Origin of the sequence: Kineothrix sp. MB12-C1, assembly GCF_030863805.1 — a bacterium.
Lineage (GTDB): Bacteria > Bacillota > Clostridia > Lachnospirales > Lachnospiraceae > Kineothrix.
Map to the genome: position 1 here is coordinate 3,094,882 of NZ_CP132957.1, position 16,180 is coordinate 3,111,061.

General features: G+C 42.5%; 16 protein-coding genes. 12 read left to right on the forward strand and 4 right to left on the reverse strand.

Annotation, left to right across the window (positions count from 1 at the left end; genetic code table 11):
- Window positions 1-6: 6 nt before the first annotated feature.
- Window positions 7-510 (reverse strand): DUF5721 family protein, encoded by a 504-nt coding sequence (locus RBB56_RS14140; RefSeq protein ID WP_306719613.1) that lies wholly within the window; start codon window positions 508-510, stop codon window positions 7-9.
- A 225-nt stretch (window positions 511-735) separates the two neighbouring features.
- Here RBB56_RS14140 and RBB56_RS14145 point away from each other — a divergent pair, with 225 nt between their 5' ends.
- Window positions 736-1,572: a DegV family protein gene (locus tag RBB56_RS14145; protein WP_306722163.1), complete on the forward strand. Its 837-nt coding sequence runs from the start codon at window positions 736-738 to the stop codon at window positions 1,570-1,572.
- 32 nt (window positions 1,573-1,604) lie between these two features.
- Here RBB56_RS14145 and RBB56_RS14150 read toward each other — a convergent pair whose 3' ends face one another.
- The 3 genes from RBB56_RS14150 to RBB56_RS14160 all read right to left on the reverse strand — a co-directional run bounded on the left by RBB56_RS14150 (window position 1,605) and on the right by RBB56_RS14160 (window position 4,088).
- Window positions 1,605-2,342, reverse strand: a complete 738-nt coding sequence (locus RBB56_RS14150; RefSeq protein WP_306719614.1) for a LytR/AlgR family response regulator transcription factor — start codon at window positions 2,340-2,342, stop codon at window positions 1,605-1,607.
- Between the two features lie 16 nt (window positions 2,343-2,358).
- Complete coding sequence (locus RBB56_RS14155; RefSeq protein WP_306719615.1) at window positions 2,359-2,652, reverse strand: DUF1294 domain-containing protein; 294 nt, start codon at window positions 2,650-2,652, stop codon at window positions 2,359-2,361.
- A gap of 215 nt (window positions 2,653-2,867) precedes the next feature.
- Complete coding sequence (locus tag RBB56_RS14160) at window positions 2,868-4,088, reverse strand: argininosuccinate synthase (RefSeq protein ID WP_306719616.1); 1,221 nt, start codon at window positions 4,086-4,088, stop codon at window positions 2,868-2,870.
- A gap of 404 nt (window positions 4,089-4,492) precedes the next feature.
- Between RBB56_RS14160 and argC the strand changes: the two genes are divergently transcribed.
- The 11 genes from argC to RBB56_RS14215 all read left to right on the forward strand — a co-directional run bounded on the left by argC (window position 4,493) and on the right by RBB56_RS14215 (window position 16,176).
- Window positions 4,493-5,440, forward strand: a complete 948-nt coding sequence (gene argC / locus RBB56_RS14165; protein WP_306719617.1) for an N-acetyl-gamma-glutamyl-phosphate reductase — start codon at window positions 4,493-4,495, stop codon at window positions 5,438-5,440.
- Window positions 5,441-5,482: 42 nt separating this feature from the next.
- A complete protein-coding gene (locus tag RBB56_RS14170) occupies window positions 5,483-5,929 on the forward strand; it encodes a GNAT family N-acetyltransferase (RefSeq protein WP_306719618.1) in 447 nt (148 codons plus the stop codon).
- A gap of 202 nt (window positions 5,930-6,131) precedes the next feature.
- Window positions 6,132-7,355 carry a bifunctional glutamate N-acetyltransferase/amino-acid acetyltransferase ArgJ gene (gene argJ, locus RBB56_RS14175; RefSeq protein ID WP_306719619.1) on the forward strand — a complete coding sequence of 408 codons (1,224 nt, stop codon included), beginning with the start codon at window positions 6,132-6,134 and terminating at the stop codon, window positions 7,353-7,355.
- A 332-nt stretch (window positions 7,356-7,687) separates the two neighbouring features.
- Window positions 7,688-8,590 carry an acetylglutamate kinase gene (gene argB, locus RBB56_RS14180; protein WP_306719620.1) on the forward strand — a complete coding sequence of 301 codons (903 nt, stop codon included), beginning with the start codon at window positions 7,688-7,690 and terminating at the stop codon, window positions 8,588-8,590.
- A gap of 40 nt (window positions 8,591-8,630) precedes the next feature.
- A complete protein-coding gene (locus RBB56_RS14185; RefSeq protein WP_306719621.1) occupies window positions 8,631-9,839 on the forward strand; it encodes an aspartate aminotransferase family protein in 1,209 nt (402 codons plus the stop codon).
- A gap of 157 nt (window positions 9,840-9,996) precedes the next feature.
- The gene (locus tag RBB56_RS14190) at window positions 9,997-11,586 is read left to right on the forward strand and encodes a sugar ABC transporter substrate-binding protein (RefSeq protein WP_306719622.1); all 1,590 of its coding nucleotides are present in this window, start codon (window positions 9,997-9,999) and stop codon (window positions 11,584-11,586) included.
- A 133-nt stretch (window positions 11,587-11,719) separates the two neighbouring features.
- Window positions 11,720-12,151, forward strand: a complete 432-nt coding sequence (locus RBB56_RS14195; protein ID WP_306719623.1) for a DMT family transporter — start codon at window positions 11,720-11,722, stop codon at window positions 12,149-12,151.
- A 106-nt stretch (window positions 12,152-12,257) separates the two neighbouring features.
- Window positions 12,258-12,995: a helix-hairpin-helix domain-containing protein gene (locus tag RBB56_RS14200; protein ID WP_306719624.1), complete on the forward strand. Its 738-nt coding sequence runs from the start codon at window positions 12,258-12,260 to the stop codon at window positions 12,993-12,995.
- Between the two features lie 47 nt (window positions 12,996-13,042).
- Entirely contained in the window at window positions 13,043-13,729 is a 687-nt protein-coding gene (locus tag RBB56_RS14205) for a response regulator transcription factor (protein ID WP_306719625.1), read from the forward strand.
- Between the two features lie 17 nt (window positions 13,730-13,746).
- Window positions 13,747-15,228 (forward strand): sensor histidine kinase, encoded by a 1,482-nt coding sequence (locus RBB56_RS14210; protein WP_306719626.1) that lies wholly within the window; start codon window positions 13,747-13,749, stop codon window positions 15,226-15,228.
- 12 nt (window positions 15,229-15,240) lie between these two features.
- Window positions 15,241-16,176, forward strand: coding sequence for a GerMN domain-containing protein (locus RBB56_RS14215; RefSeq protein WP_306719627.1), 936 nt, complete (start codon window positions 15,241-15,243; stop codon window positions 16,174-16,176).
- The last annotated feature ends 4 nt before the right edge of the window (window positions 16,177-16,180 follow it).

Here is a 16,180-nt window from a genome sequence, read left to right on the forward strand (position 1 = left end):
TGTAACTCAAAGCTCTTCCCAGATGATTTGCTGCTTATCCATAAATTTCTGGAAGGCCTGATCCCATAGATGCTCCGGCGTCTTATCCATCAGAAAAGTATTGGTAGAAGTGCCGGTTATGATAGTGGCAGCAGTGCCGTCATATTTTACCGTCAGGAGGAAAGACTTGACTTGATGTGCTTGTTCCTCATATCCTCCGGTGGACAATATTTTGTTCCGGTGACCGGGTAGGAGCAGAAGGACGAATTTGAAGCTGATAGGAGTCCTCTTGCCTTTGATTAATTGGAAACAAAGCGGGCGCATATCCTTCCATAGGGAGAAATCGTAAGGGCAGAGGGAAGAATCCTCCTGCTCTTCTTTTGTGTAAAAGTCTTTGCGGATATGCCCGTCTATATGAAACGTATTGTAAGTGACAATTGTGCCCTCTTCGAGCAAAAAGAAGTCGAAGCTCTCGGAAAGGAGCAGTTTATTCATAAAGTTTTTTAAATCGTTGATTTGATATGCTTTCATAAGTACCTCCACGGTTGCTGGTCACAGAGTGAACAGTGACCTTCCACGGTCTATATTATAGTTGAAAATAGAAAGTTAATCTATAGATTTATAAAAAATGTAGAAAGTCTCTTTACAAGAAAAAGTCAGGCGTGTTATTATAAGTAGTAATCAATACTACGTGGAATGGTGGGTCATGTTTTTGGCTTGGCATTCAAGACTGCGGAGAAAGGCATGGTTATTCATATGAGTTATAAAATTGTTGTGGACAGTTGCTGTGAACTGCCGGAAAAATATAAAAAGGATAGTAGATTTGAAATTATTCCTCTTGGGTTGGAAGTGGGAGATTATCAGATTATGGATGATGAGAACTTCGACCAGAAGGAATTTTTGGCGAAGGTGGCTGCATATTCAGGATGTCCCAAGTCTTCTTGTCCTTCCCCTGAGAGATATCGTGAGTCCTATCACTGCGATGCAGATAACATATATGTAGTAACTCTTTCTTCCAAACTTAGTGGGAGTCATAATAGTGCGGTGCTGGGTAAGAGTCTGTATCATGAAAAATATGGCGACAAGAATATCTATATATGTGATTCTGAATCAGCGAGCTGCGGAGAAACACAAATTGCGCTGCGTGCTATGGAACTGGAAGAGTCAGGGCATTCTTTCGATGAAATAGTGAAGATACTGGAAGTATTCCGTGATGAGATGAGTACTTATTTTGTGTTGGATAACCTAGAGACTCTTCGCAAGAATGGACGTCTTACCGGAGTAAAGGCGCTGGTTGCTTCTACATTGAGCATTAAGCCTGTTATGGGAGCGGATAAAGGAACTATCGTTCAGAGAGGGCAGGCGATCGGCATTAAGAAAGGGCTCGCTAAGCTGGCAGAGCTCGCGGCGAAAGAGGTAGTGAAGCCGGAAGAAAAGGTTCTTATGATCACTCACTGCAATTGTCCGGAACGGGCAGAGCAGATAAAAAATATGATATTGGAAAAGATTAAGGTAAAAGATGTTGTCGTTATGGATACAGCCGGAATAAGCAGTATGTATGCCAATGACGGAGGAATCATCGTTACGATTTAAGATTAAATAATAAACAAAATCAGCTCTTCGGCTTATCGTCGAAGGGCTCTTTTAATTCCCATAGAATAAATGGGAGAGGTGTGGAGAATAGTACCGTCAAGAAGAGTCAAACGGGTCAGAGAAGCCTTTTTGACATGGACAATATTTACCATGGAAGTGAGGGACGCAGAATGATAATGTGTATAGGCTTCCAGATGAGAGTAAAAGTTTTCTAATGTGCTGCGGACATTGATACAACTTCCGTCTTTGAGATAAACATCGATATAATTGCCGTTTGTCTTCGCATAGATAATATCGTCTTCTTTCACATAGCGGGTAACTGTTTCTCCGCGCAATTCTATTGCAGAGGGGATTTGAGATTTCAAAGAGGTGATATGATTGAGTAAATCGGATAATTCCGTTTTTTTGATCGGTTTATCCAAAAAAAGTATGTTATTCTTTTCATCTTCGCCGGGTAGAGAAGAGAAAACGGCTCGATAATCGATAGATGAGACACAAAGAATAATGGGCGCACTTACCCCCATTTCACGCAGACGAAGAGCTAGCTTGTCTCCGGTGATGTCGCCGGAAATCATATCGATAAAAAAAGCGTCATAAATCATCGGTGAACGAGTAGCCGCATAGATGCTGCCATAGGAATCAACATATATGACTCCTGTACTGTCCGCACGTTTATCAGATTCTCGCTGTAACAATCGTTCTAACTGTTTGCGGTCGCCTACGTTATCATCACAGATTGCTATATGGAGTGAAAAGCTTTCAGTTTTCATAACATGACCTTTCCATTTACATAATCTTAATTTGAATTGGTGAATGTAGAATCATTATAATAAGCGCTATTTGAAGAAATAAGATAGCAGGCATACCATATACGAAATACCATTTTCTTGTTTTGTGGCGGAAAGCATACATGCCGAGAATACAGCCGATGCTTCCGCCGATAATTGCCGTAATAAAAAGAGTGGATTCGGGAATCCGAAAGGCCTGCTTTTTGGCCTTGTATTTATCAAGCCCCATCATACATAAGCCTGCAATATTCACTGATATAAAATAAATAAGTAATAAGGTTATGACATCCATGGGAACTCCTTTTGTGAATTAATAATTATGATGTTGGGGTCAAAAAATATTTTGCCCCATGATACCTACGGATTGCTGCGTACTTTGTGCTCTCGCACTCCTAAAACATTCGAAATCCGCCCTATTTGGGCTACCTTCTCATGTTTTGTGGGTCCCAAAGTCATGTTTTTTTATGCAAACATAAAACACATGACCTTTTGACCCTGGTATCATAATTATTTGGATTTGTTCGCTTCCTGCATTTTCATCGCCCGAACCTTGCTGGAAAGTCCAAATAAGTTAATGAAGCCTTCCGCATCATGATGGTCATACAAATCACCGGTAGTAAAAGATGCGATGCTTTCATTGTAAAGAGAATAGGGGGAAGTTGTTCCTGCCTTTGTAATATTGCCCTTGTAAAGCTTAAGCTTCACTTCACCGGTCACGTATTGTTGTGTGGATTCGATAAAGGCCTGTACCGCCTCGCGAAGAGGTGTGAACCATTTTCCTTCGTAAACGATCTGAGCCAGCTTATTACCCATGTCTGCTTTCAATGCATAAGTATCCCGATCGAGAATTAACTCTTCCAACTGCTGATGTGCTTCATAGAGAATGGTTCCCCCCGGAGTCTCGTATACGCCGCGGGACTTCATTCCTACTACGCGGTTTTCCACGATATCGATAATGCCGACACCATGTTTGCCGCCGAGTTCGTTCAGTTCGCGGATAATATCGGATACTTTCATTTTCTTGCCGTTTACAGAGACAGGAATACCCTTTTCGAAAGTCATCGTTATATATTCCCCTTCATCGGGCGCTTTTTCCGGTGTTGTTCCAAGAACGAGCAGATGCTCGAAGTTAGGTTCGTTGGCAGGGTCTTCCAGTTCCAGACCTTCGTGGCTGATATGCCATAAGTTACGGTCGCGGCTATAGGAGGAATCCGCAGAGAAAGGAAGATCGATACCGTGTGCCTTACAGTATTCAATTTCGGATTCGCGGGAATCCATCGTCCATTTTTCATTTCTCCAAGCTGCAATAATCTTCAGGTCAGGAGCAAGGGCCTTAATACCGAGTTCAAAACGAATCTGGTCATTACCTTTGCCGGTAGCGCCGTGACAAATGGCGGTAGCACCTTCTTTGCGGGCAATTTCCACCAATCTCTTAGCAATAACAGGCCTTGCCATGGAGGTACCGAGCAGATACTTGTTCTCGTATACGGCGTGAGCCTGTACGCAAGGTACTACATACTCATCACAGAACTCGTCTGTCACATCTTCGATGTATAATTTTTCAGCGCCGCAGAGCTTCGCTCTCTCTTCCAGGCCGTCCAATTCTTCCCCTTGCCCGCAATCCACACATACGCAGATTACTTCGTAGTCAAAATTCTCCTTCAGCCAGGGAATAATAGCAGTAGTGTCAAGACCGCCGGAATAAGCCAGAATAACTTTCTCTTTCATATGATTACCTCCAAATGTAAGTTTAAATAGAATGAATATATATAACTATTCAGCAGGTCTGCGCATTTACTGCGCTGACCGTAAGAATACATGGAAAGATAAGTGAAAATCCCATCACCGAAGGTGATTTTAATGAATTTTCACAAAGCAATCTTTGCTTTTGTAATTAGTGAGGATACTGAACTGTTATGAATATATTAAGCTATGAAATTATGATTCATAGTAACGCTATGGAAACAATATACAACATTATTTTATGAAATGCAAGTGTAAATTTATGCATAAATAGTCATGTATTAATTAATAAAATGCATAAAATAAAAAATACTTGAATAATAATTAGAAAAGATGTATACTTATGCGTATCATACATGAAATGAGAAAAAACAGAAGAGGTGAAGCGGATGAAAACAAAAATTTTTATTGATGGAAGCGAAGGAACTACAGGACTGCGTATCCATGAACGTTTCGCAGGACGTGATGATATTGAATTATTGCCTATTTCCCCAGAACTTAGAAAAGATGAAAAAGAAAGAAAGAGATTGATCAACTCTTCGGACATATCGATTCTCTGCCTGCCGGATGCGGCAGCAAGGGAGTCAGTCAGTTTAATTGAAAATGAGAACGTGCGCATTATCGATACCTCCACTGCTCATCGGCTAAACGAGGGTTGGGCGTATGGATTCGCAGAGCTTTCGGATGAACATAGACAGGCGATACGGAAAGGAAAGAGAATTGCAGTACCGGGGTGTCATGCGACCGGATTCATTTCCTTATTATATCCGCTCGTAGTACAGCACATTCTTCCTGCCGATTATCCGGTTGCCAGCTTCTCCCTGACGGGATATAGCGGAGGCGGAAAGTCCATGATTGCAGAGTATGAGAAAAAAGAGCGGTCGGGTAGATTGGATGCGCCAAGAGAATATGCCCTTAGCCAACAGCACAAGCATTTAAAGGAAATGAAGAAGATAACGGGACTGTCACGAGAGCCTTTGTTTTCTCCGATTGTAGCCCCCTATTACAGCGGAATGGTAGTATCGGTGCCGATATATACGGAATTATTGCAAGATGTGAAGACGCCGGGGGCGCTGAGAGAATTCTTGAAAGAATATTATAAAGGACAACAACTAATAGAAGTGATGACGGAAGGAGCGGAAGAAGAGATGCAGGGAATGCTCTCGGGCAATGAATGCTCCGGCTGGGACGGTTTGAAAATATATGTCACAGGAAATGAGGAGAGAGTCGTACTCTCGGCCCAATTCGATAACTTGGGAAAAGGAGCTTCCGGAGCGGCGATTCAATGTCTGAACCTTATGATTGGATGCCAAGAGGGCGCGGGCCTTAGCCTGTAAGAGGAAGTAAGGTAACTATTGCGAAGTGAGAGGAAACAGGAAATGATTCGGACGATGACAATAGAGGATTATGAAGGCGTATATGCGCTCTGGAAGAGTATTAAGGGCTTTTCTCTGCGTAGTATCGATGATTCGAAGGAGAGCATAGAGCGGTTTTTAAGAAGGAATCCGTGTACCAGTGTTGTGGCGGTGGAAGATGGGGAGATAGTAGGTTCGATTCTATGCGGAAATGACGGAAGACGAGGATGCATGTATCATGTATGTGTACACCGGTTGTACCGCCGAAGAAGTATCGGAGAATCTATGGTAGCAGCCTGCATCAAGGCATTGAGAGAAGAAGGAATCAACAAAGTGTCCTTAATTGCTTTTACGAAGAATGAAGCAGGGAATGCCTTTTGGAATCGTATCGGATGGACGAAGAGAGAAGACCTGAATTACTACGATCTCGTATTGAACGAAGAGAATATAGAACAGATTGTAACTATGTAGTAGGTCTGCGCATTTACTGAGCTGACCGTAAGAATACGAAGAAGAGCAAGTGAAAATCCCATCACCAAAGGTGATTTTAACGGATTTTCACAAAGCGATCTTTGCGGTTGTAACTGTGAGGATACTGAACAGTTACAACAGATTGTAACTATGTAATTAGAGAAGGAACCGAACAGTTATAAAGAGAGGAGTGTGGATGTGTATGAAGATTATTGATGGCGGTGTGACGGCGGCAATCGGATTTGAGGCGGCCGGGGTAGAAGCGAATGTAAAATATAAAAATAGGAAGGATATGGCTCTTGTGTATAGCCAAGTGCCTTGTAAGGTGGCCGGAGTTTTTACAAGCAATGTGGTGAAGGCTGCTCCGGTGATTTGGGATAAAAATGTGGTGTCGAATGCTTCCTATGCACGAGCAGTTGTTGTCAATTCAGGCATTGCCAATGCATGTACCGGCGTAAAAGGATATGAGTATTGTAAGGAAACGGCCAAGAAGGTAGCGGATGAACTGCAAATCCCCATGGACAGCGTATTAGTGGCATCCACGGGAGTGATCGGAATGCAGCTTCCTATGGAGAAAATTACAGCGGGTATCCATAAGCTGACACAGGAAAAAGAGAGTAGTGAACAGGCGGGAACGCAGGCTGCAGAAGCGATTATGACGACGGATACGGTATCCAAACAGGCAGCGGTTACTATTGAAATTGACGGGAAGGCAGTGACGATAGGGGGTATGTGTAAAGGTTCCGGGATGATACACCCTAATATGTGTACGATGCTCGGTTTTATTACTACAGATATCGCTATTTCAAAAGAATTATTGCAGGAAGCTCTGAGTGAGGACGTACAGGATACCTTCAATATGATATCGGTAGACGGGGATACTTCCACCAACGATACACTTTTACTATTGGCTAACGGAATGGCAGGCAATACAGAAATCGTAAGCAAGGATGAGAATTATTATAAATTTATGGAAGCTCTTCATTATATCGACGAAACCTTGGCAAAGAAAATGGCGGGGGATGGAGAAGGGGCTACCGCTCTTTTCGAGACGAAGGTCATTCATGCGGCAACGAAGGAGGATGCGAAACTTCTTAGTAAGTCGGTGATTTGCTCCAGCCTGACAAAAGCAGCTATCTTCGGACATGATGCTAATTGGGGAAGAATTCTCTGTGCACTCGGCTATTCCGGCGCCAACTTCGATCCGGAGAAAATAGAACTTTACTTCGAAGGAAAATCAGGACGCATTCAAATATATAAGGATGGTGCAGCTACTGATTACAGCGAAGAAGAAGCGACTAAGATACTATCCGAGCCGGAAGTAAGGGTGCTCGTGGATATGAAGATGGGGGAAGCCGAGGCTTCCGCCTGGGGTTGCGACCTGACTTATGACTATGTGAAAATAAATGCCGACTACCGTTCATAGAAACAGTATAGCAATAAAACTTTGCAAATAGGTAATTGCGAAACAGATAAGTTGTGAAAATTTTATACACAATAAATACAGATTGTGAAGAAAGATGGTATGAAAGTTTTCCATGCTCTGGTTATGCCAAGCACTACGCTGAGCCAGAGAAAGAATCCTTTTCAGCAAGGGCTTCAAGGATTCTTATGTCTCTGCTCCGTGGCCTAAAATCGCTTGGAAAATCTTTCATGCCATTCTTTCAGATTTAAGTTATGCTAATTGTGTATGAAATTATAACAGTTGATGAGTTTCGCAATCATCTAAACTTTGCAAAAATTAAGAGGAGATAAAAGATGGATAAGGATATGACAGAAGTATTAAAGAAGGCGGAAATATTAATTGAGGCCCTTCCCTATATACAAAGGTTCAATCGGAAAATTATTGTGGTAAAATATGGCGGCAGTGCCATGAGCAATGAAGAACTTCAGAAAAATGTAATCAAGGATGTTACGTTGCTTAAGTTGGTAGGGTTCAAACCGATTATAGTACACGGTGGCGGAAAGGAAATCAGTCGCTGGGTCGGAAAGGTAGGAAAGGAAGCGGAATTTGTGAACGGCCTTCGGGTTACCGATGAAGAGACGATGGAAATTGCGGAAATGGTATTGTCCAAAGTGAATAAGAGCCTCGTCGCAATGGTTCAGGAACTCGGTGTGAAGGCGGTTGGTATCAGTGGAAAGGACGGGGGGCTCTTGTCAGTTGACAGAAAGTATGCCGATGGAAAGGATATCGGTTTCGTTGGAGATATCAAGCAGGTGAATCCGGAATTGTTATATGATTTGCTGGAGAAGGATTTTATCCCGATTGTGGCACCGATTGGGTTTGATGATAAGTTCCAGACTTATAATATTAATGCGGACGATGCGGCCTGTGCCGTTGCGAAGGCAATGGGTGCTGAGAAGTTGGCATTTCTTACGGATATAGAAGGCATTTATAAGGATATGGACGATAAGTCTTCTTTCATTTCCCGCATGAAGGCTTCTGAGGCGGATCAGTTGATTGCAGATGGAGTTATTGGAGGCGGTATGCTCCCTAAGTTATCCAATTGTACATCTGCAATTCGTGGTGGAGTGAACCGGGTGCATATTTTAGATGGGCGGATTCCTCATTGCTTGTTGCTTGAGATATTCACCTATCATGGTGTGGGAACAGCTATTTTGCATGATGATGACAGTGTGAATGACGAGCCGACGGTATAGATCATGATATCCGGGCGTAAGGGAAAGGATGGGATGACGGATGAGTCAGAGTTTGATGCAGGAATATATAGAAGAAGCGGAGAAGGCTCTTTTACATACATATAATCGATATCAGATTGTTCTCGATAAAGGAGAAGGAATACATCTATATGATATCGAGGGGAAGAAGTACTTAGATTTTGTATCAGGGATAGGTGTATTTGCGCTGGGATATCATAATACTGCGTATAACGATGCGTTAAAGGAACAGATTGAGAATGTAATACATACTTCTAATTATTTTTACAATGTACCTGCTATTGAGGCCGCTAAGAAGATAAAGAAGATATCCGGAATGGATAGGGTGTTTTTCACGAATAGCGGTGCAGAGGCAGTGGAAGGTGCGATTAAGGCAGCGCGAAAGTATGCCTTTTTAAGGGATGGAAATGCAGATCATGAAATTATAGCGATGGAACACTCTTTTCATGGAAGAACGATGGGAGCGCTGTCGGTAACGGGCAACCCTAAGTATAGAGAAGCCTTTGAGCCTATGATTGGGAATATTAAATTCGCGTACATGAATGATTTTGACAGTGTGAAGAACCTGGTGACGGAGAAAACCTGCGCAGTGATTTTTGAGACGGTGCAAGGAGAAGGTGGTATTTATCCGGCGACCGGAGAATTTATGGAACAGGTGAAAAATCTCTGTGAGGAAAAAGACATTTTGCTGATTTTGGATGAAATTCAGTGCGGAATGGGTCGTACAGGGACTATGTACACATGGCAGAAATATGGAGTGAAGCCCGATATTATGGTAACTGCGAAGGCTCTTGGCGGCGGTTTTCCGGTAGGTGCTTTCTTAATGACGGAGCATGTGGCAGCCCATTCCCTTACGAGCGGAGATCATGGTACAACCTATGGCGGCAACCCGTTAGCGGCGTCTGCTATTAATAAAGTGCTTGATTTATTTGAGGAGAACCATATAATAGAAAATGTAAATTCAGTTTCTCCTTACTTGGAAGAGAAGCTGGAAGAGTTAAAAGAAAAATACGATTTTATCAAAGAACGGCGTGGTATTGGTCTGCTTCAGGGCTTGGAATGTACGAAGCCTGTGGGAGATATTATAGGGAGAGCCTTAGAGAAAGGCTTAATCTTAATTAACGCCGGAACACATGTCATCCGTTTTGTACCTCCTCTCATTATTACGAAAGGAGATATCGATGAGATGATTTCCATTCTGGAGTCAAGCCTTTATGGAGAAGAATCGTAAGAAGTAACTATATTCAGTAGATCTGCGCACTTGCTGCGCTGATCGTGAGAACACATAGAAAGATAAGTGAAAATCTCATCACCGAAGGTGATTTTAATGGATTTTCACACGTAACGGTGAGTGTGGCGAACAGTTATCGTAAGAAAGGACTAACGGGATGAGTCTTAAGAAAAGACTTTTTGGGGCTGCAGCGCTTCTTCTGGCAGCAGCAGCTATAATTGGGATTGGTTTTTCAGGGAAAACAATAAGCAAAGAGATGGAGGAATCCATATTTACAAGGCGTAGTGAAACGCTTTATTTTTGGTATACGGATGAAGCGCTGACGGATTATTTGCATAGCGCGGCGGTTGCTTATAATAAAGAACATAACGTGCGTGTTATGCCGGTGCTCGCTTCGGGATTGGAATATTTAGAACAAATTAATAAAGAATCCATTCAGTCGGATCATATTCCGGACCTGTATATTACGAGTAATGACTCTTTGGAAAAGGCTTTCTTAGCGGGACTTGCTGCTCCTGTAGATGAGGGAAAATGGGATAAAATTAAGGAAGGCTATCCCGATGCTGCAAGGCTTGCAGTTACTTATAAGGGAAGAGTCATCGGTTATCCTTTTTACTTCGAGACAAGCTCTCTCCTATATAATAAGACATATTTAGAGGAGTTTGCTAAGTTACAGATAGAAGCGGAAAAGGATGCGTTAGAAGCCCAGGAAGCTATGGCCGATCTGGAAGAGAATGGGCCGGAAGATGAGGCGCAAGAAACGGAACTTTCCGAAGGGGATATGCCGGATCTTACGGAGGAAATATCCGGGACAGAAGAGGTGGATCAGGAAACGCAGACGAAGATCGATGAGAGAGTAAAGGAGAACCTCCCTAGAACAATCGATGATATCTTGAGCTTTGCTAATGAATACGATGCTCCTGAGCAAGTGGAGGCGGTATTTAAATGGGATGTAACAGACATTTTTTATAACTACTTTTTTGCCGGAAATTATATGATAGTAGGCGGATCGTCGGGCGATAGCGTAGAGAATATGAATATTTACAATCAGGACGCCATCGATTGTTTGAAGGTCTATCAGGATCTGAATCAGTTTTTCTCTATCGATACGCAGGAAATCAGTTATGAAGGTATTATTAATGATTTTATTGAAGGGAAAATAGTTTATACAGTGGCAACCACCGATGCGGTGGCGAAGCTGGAAGAGGCGAAGAAAAACGGCAGCTTCCAATATGATTACAGCATAGCTCCTGTACCGGATATTAATGAAAGTCTGCTAACCAGATCCCTTTCCGTAACGAACTGTGTAGTAGTGAACGGTTATTCCGATAAGCGGGAAATCGCGGCGGACTTTGCCAGGTTTCTGACCTATGAATATACCGATACCTTGTATAGCAGGACCGGAAAGGTGGCTTCGCGCTATGGTGTTGATTACGGTAATATTAACCTGCAGGAATTTGTCAACGAATACGAAGTGTCCGTTCCTATGCCTAAGATGATAGAGACGAGTAATTTCTGGGTGGAGCTTGAGATTGCATTTGCACAGATTTGGGATGGTGCAGATGTGAATGACAGGTTGCGGGAACTCTCGGAACAGATTATGACACAGGTTACCGGAAGTCCTTACTCCGAAACTATCATAGAGGAAGAGGAAGAAGAGGTAGAAGAAGTGGAGTATTTGGATGAGGAGGCGTTGAAACAGGAGGCGCAGGGCAGCAACGGCGAAAACGGGGAGAATTTAAATTAATATTATGATTAAATTATTTAGGTCATATTTTGGATAGTTTTCCAATCATATGGGGAAGAATAACATTATAAAAAACTTTTGTAACTGTGAAGGTACTGAACAGTTATAAACTTTTTAATGTTGGAGGCCCTATATGATTGGATTTTTTATTGCTCTTATTTCCGGCGCCCTAATGAGTATACAGGGCGTTTTTAATACTCAAGTGACCAAAAGCTCGGGGATTTGGGTGGCGAATGCCTTTGTGCAGTTCACTGCACTTCTCGTCTGCCTTGCGGCATGGCTCATAACAGACCGTTCCTCCTTCGCCTCGTTGCTTAAGGTAGAACCGAAGTATATGTTATTAGGTGGAGCCATTGGAGCCTTCATCACCTATACTGTTATTAAAAGTATGGATATGCTTGGACCTGCCAGAGCGGTAATGCTTATTGTCGTGGCTCAGCTTATTGTGGCATATGCAATAGAGTTGCTCGGCTGGTTCGGTGTGGATAAGCAGCCTCTTGAAATGCGCAAGGTGATAGGAATGCTTATCACAATTGCCGGAATTATTACTTTTAAGTGGAAATAGGAAGAAAAGGCACTTGTCAATGCCGGATAATTACTTTACAATGAAAATACAGTCGCATAGAGGGGTCTTCCAAATGGTGTGCAAAGCGCGAAAGGAAACTATGCGAATGGAAGATAAAGCCTTATATGTAAATAAAAAAGTGAAATCACGTAAAAAGAATAAGCTGGGGAATATCCGGACGTTTATCATTCTATCTCTATTTTTACTCAGCTTATGTTCTTGCGGCAGTACGGAAGCGGTTCTTCTCGAATCGGATGAATTGGTCTATGAGAAAGCGGATGAGAATGAGCCGGAATCGGAGCTATTACAGGAAGTGACGGAACAGACGGAAGTTATCAGTCTGTTCGTACATATATGCGGAGCGGTTCAAAGTCCTGGTGTCTATGAGCTTACGGAAGGAAGCCGTATCTTCGATGCGGTGGAAGCTGCCGGGGGCTTTCGGCAAGATGCTTATGAGAACTATGTGAATATGGCACTGCCGCTTAAGGATGGATGGAAGATTGTGATTCCTACCATAGAAGAAAGCGAAGCTTTATTAAATGAAGGGGCGGTGGGCGGTGCGGAACCAAAGCCCGTTATTACTTCGGAAAAAGAAGGGATTTATGAAGGCGAAACGGCAGCAGGTACAGTAACAGACGATGGTCGCGTCGGCCTTGTGAATATTAATACGGCTTCTAAGGAAGAGTTATGTACGCTCCCCGGAATTGGAATGAGCAGAGCTGACAGTATCTTGTCCTATAGGGAAAGTCATAACGGATTCACAAGTCTTGAAGACATTATGCAAGTGGAAGGAATCAAAGAAGGAATGTTCTCGAAGCTAAAGGATAAAATCTGCATCGAGTAAGACAGATAGGAAAGAATGTTTTAAATAGGGGATAAAAGAGGTGTGAAATGAGTAAAAGGGTATTAGTTGTAGACGATGAGAAATTAATAGTGAAGGGTATCCGGTTTAGTCTGGAACAGGACGGTATGGAGGTAGACTGCGCCTATGATGGAGAAGAAGCGCTTTCCTTTGCGAAGGGTAGGGAATATGATATTATCCTTCTGGATGTAATGCTTCCTAAGCTCACCGGTTTCGAAGTGTGCCAGCAGATTCGGGAATTTTCCAGTGTTCCTATCGTTATGCTCACGGCAAAGGGTGATGATATGGATAAGATTCTGGGGTTGGAATACGGTGCTGACGATTACATTACCAAGCCCTTTAATATTCTGGAAGTTAAGGCTAGAATCCGGGCGATTATGCGACGGACAGTGAAAAAAGAGAAGACAGCCGAGGCTTCTAAGATGATAGAGAGCAAGGATGTGAAGCTGGATTGTGAGGGAAGAAGAGTATATATCTCCGGGAAAGAAATTAACCTGACAGCAAAAGAGTTCGAGGTATTAGAGCTTCTTATGACCAATCCCAATAAGGTATACAGTAGGGAAGGACTTCTTAAAATTGTGTGGGGAGCAGATTATCCCGGTGATGTCCGTACAGTAGATGTTCATATCCGAAGACTTCGCGAAAAGATAGAGGTAAATCCGAGTGAGCCTAAATATGTGCATACCAAGTGGGGAGTAGGGTATTATTATGCGTGATTGGGCGGGGTTCTACCATGGAAATTAGAGTTGAAAATATGTTGAAGCAATTTAAAATTCTTAAGAGTCTTAAGGCACGGATCTTTATTATCGTTTTCCTGATCGGTATGATTCCGAGTATGATTATTCGGTATGCCATATTAGAGAACTATGAAGACCGTGCTGTCAATTTGCGTATGTCCGATGTGCAGAATCAGTTGAAGATTATTGCGAATCATCTGATTACATACAATTATCTGCACGATACCTCTTCTGAAGTAATTAACGCGGAGTTAGAGCAATTATCCAATCTTTACGATGGCCGTGTTATCATTATTAATTCCAATCTGAAAGTTATTAAAGATACTTATGCCATAGGTGAGGGCAAAACAATTATTACCGAGGAGGTAATAAAGTGCCTGAAAGAAGGAAAAGGTGTATCCAACTATGATAAGGAGAATGGCTATATAGAAATGACTACTCCGATTATAGAGGCTAAGGCGGATGAGCAGTCAGAGGAAGGAAATAAGAAAAAAGATACGGTAAGGGGCGTTATGTTGACGGGAGTATCCACGGATAACATTATGACGACGATAGATATTCTGAGCCGTAAGGCAATGATTATGGAAATTCTCATGTTGTTTATTATCTTCGTCATCGCTTTTATGCTTTCCAAGGTGCTTATCAGGCCCTTCGACAGGGTAACGAAGGCCATTAGCGAAGTGAAGGAAGGGTTTACGGACGAGCCGGTTTCTGTCTCTGATTACTTGGAAACAGAGCATATCGTAGATGCATTTAATCAGTTGGTCAATCGGATGAAAGTATTAGACAATTCTAGGCAAGAGTTCGTATCCAACGTCTCCCATGAGTTAAAAACACCGATTACCTCCATGAAAGTATTGGCGGACGCCCTGTTGTCGCAGGAAAATGTACCGGAGGAGCTGTATCGGGAATTCCTGGTGGATATTGCGGAAGAAATCGATAGAGAGGATAAGATCATTAACGATCTGCTCGCTCTTGTGAAAATGGATAAAAAGGTATCGGCATTAAATATAAGTGTAGTGGATATCAATGCGTTAACGGAGATTATCTTGAAGCGCTTGCGCCCGATTGCGAGAAAGCGCGATATCGAGGTTATCTTCGAAAGCAAACGCCCGGTAGTGGCGGAAGTGGATGAGGTGAAGTTGACGCTCGTTATTACCAACCTGGTGGAAAATGCGATTAAATATAATCATGAGCAAGGCTGGGTTAAGGTTATTTTAGATGCGGATTATCAATTCTTTACCTTGGAAATTATGGATTCAGGTATTGGTATTCCGGAAGATTCCCTGGAACAGATTTATGAGCGTTTCTATCGGGTGGATAAATCTCATTCGAGGGAAATCGGCGGAACCGGGCTTGGACTTTCCATTGCCAGGAATGCGGTATTGATGCATAGAGGATCGATTAAAGCATTCAGTGTGGAGGGGGAAGGTACTACTTTTACGGTGAAGCTGCCGCTTAATTACGTCACAGCTTAAAGGAGAGTGTTAATGAAGAAAAAGTTCATATTTTTGCTTATGATGTTTTGTCTGCTCTTCGTAATGACGTCCTGCGGAGGGGAAGAAGTGGTGGATAAAAGTAGGATTTATAAGCTATATGGGGTTAACAAGGATGAGACAAAGATTATTTCCAAGGAATATATTGTAAATACTACGGAGCAAAGTGGTTTGATTGAGGAGTTGTTGGCGAAACTTTCCGATACTCCGGAAAAGCTGGAATATAAGCCGCCATTGGCAGGAGAATATAAGCTGCTTAACTATTCGGTAGAAGAAGGACAGCTTATTCTTAATCTCGATGAACATTACAAAGAGTTGCCCGTTACGACAGAAGTTCTAGTACGTGCGGCAATTGTACGGACGATGACTCAGGTGAAAGGAATCGATTATGTTTCCTTTTATGTTAACGATGTTCCTCTTACGGATAATGACGGCAATGTGCTCTTAACAATGTCGGCGGATATGTTCATCGATAATGCGGGCAGCGAGATCAACTCTCATGAAAAGGCTACCCTTCGGCTTTATTTCGCGAATAAGGAGGGGAATAAACTGATCGGGGCAAGCAGAAAGCTCGTTTATAACACTAATATTTCTATGGAAAAACTCATTGTAGAGCAGTTGATTTCCGGTCCCAGTGAACAGATGAAGAATGAAATTTATCCTACTATAAATCCGGATACGAAAGTAATAAGCGCTACGATTAAAGACGGTATTTGTTATGTGAATCTAAGCGAACAATTTCTAACTACTACGAGCAATGTAACATCGGAGGTTACCATATATTCGTTAGCTAATTCTCTTGTGGAGCTGCCCAATGTCAATAAGGTACAGATTGCAGTGGATGGAGAGACGAATCTTATGTTTCGGGAAAATATAAGTCTTGTTATGCCGTTTGAACGAAATCTGGATATTGTAACGACAGCCGAGTAAGGCT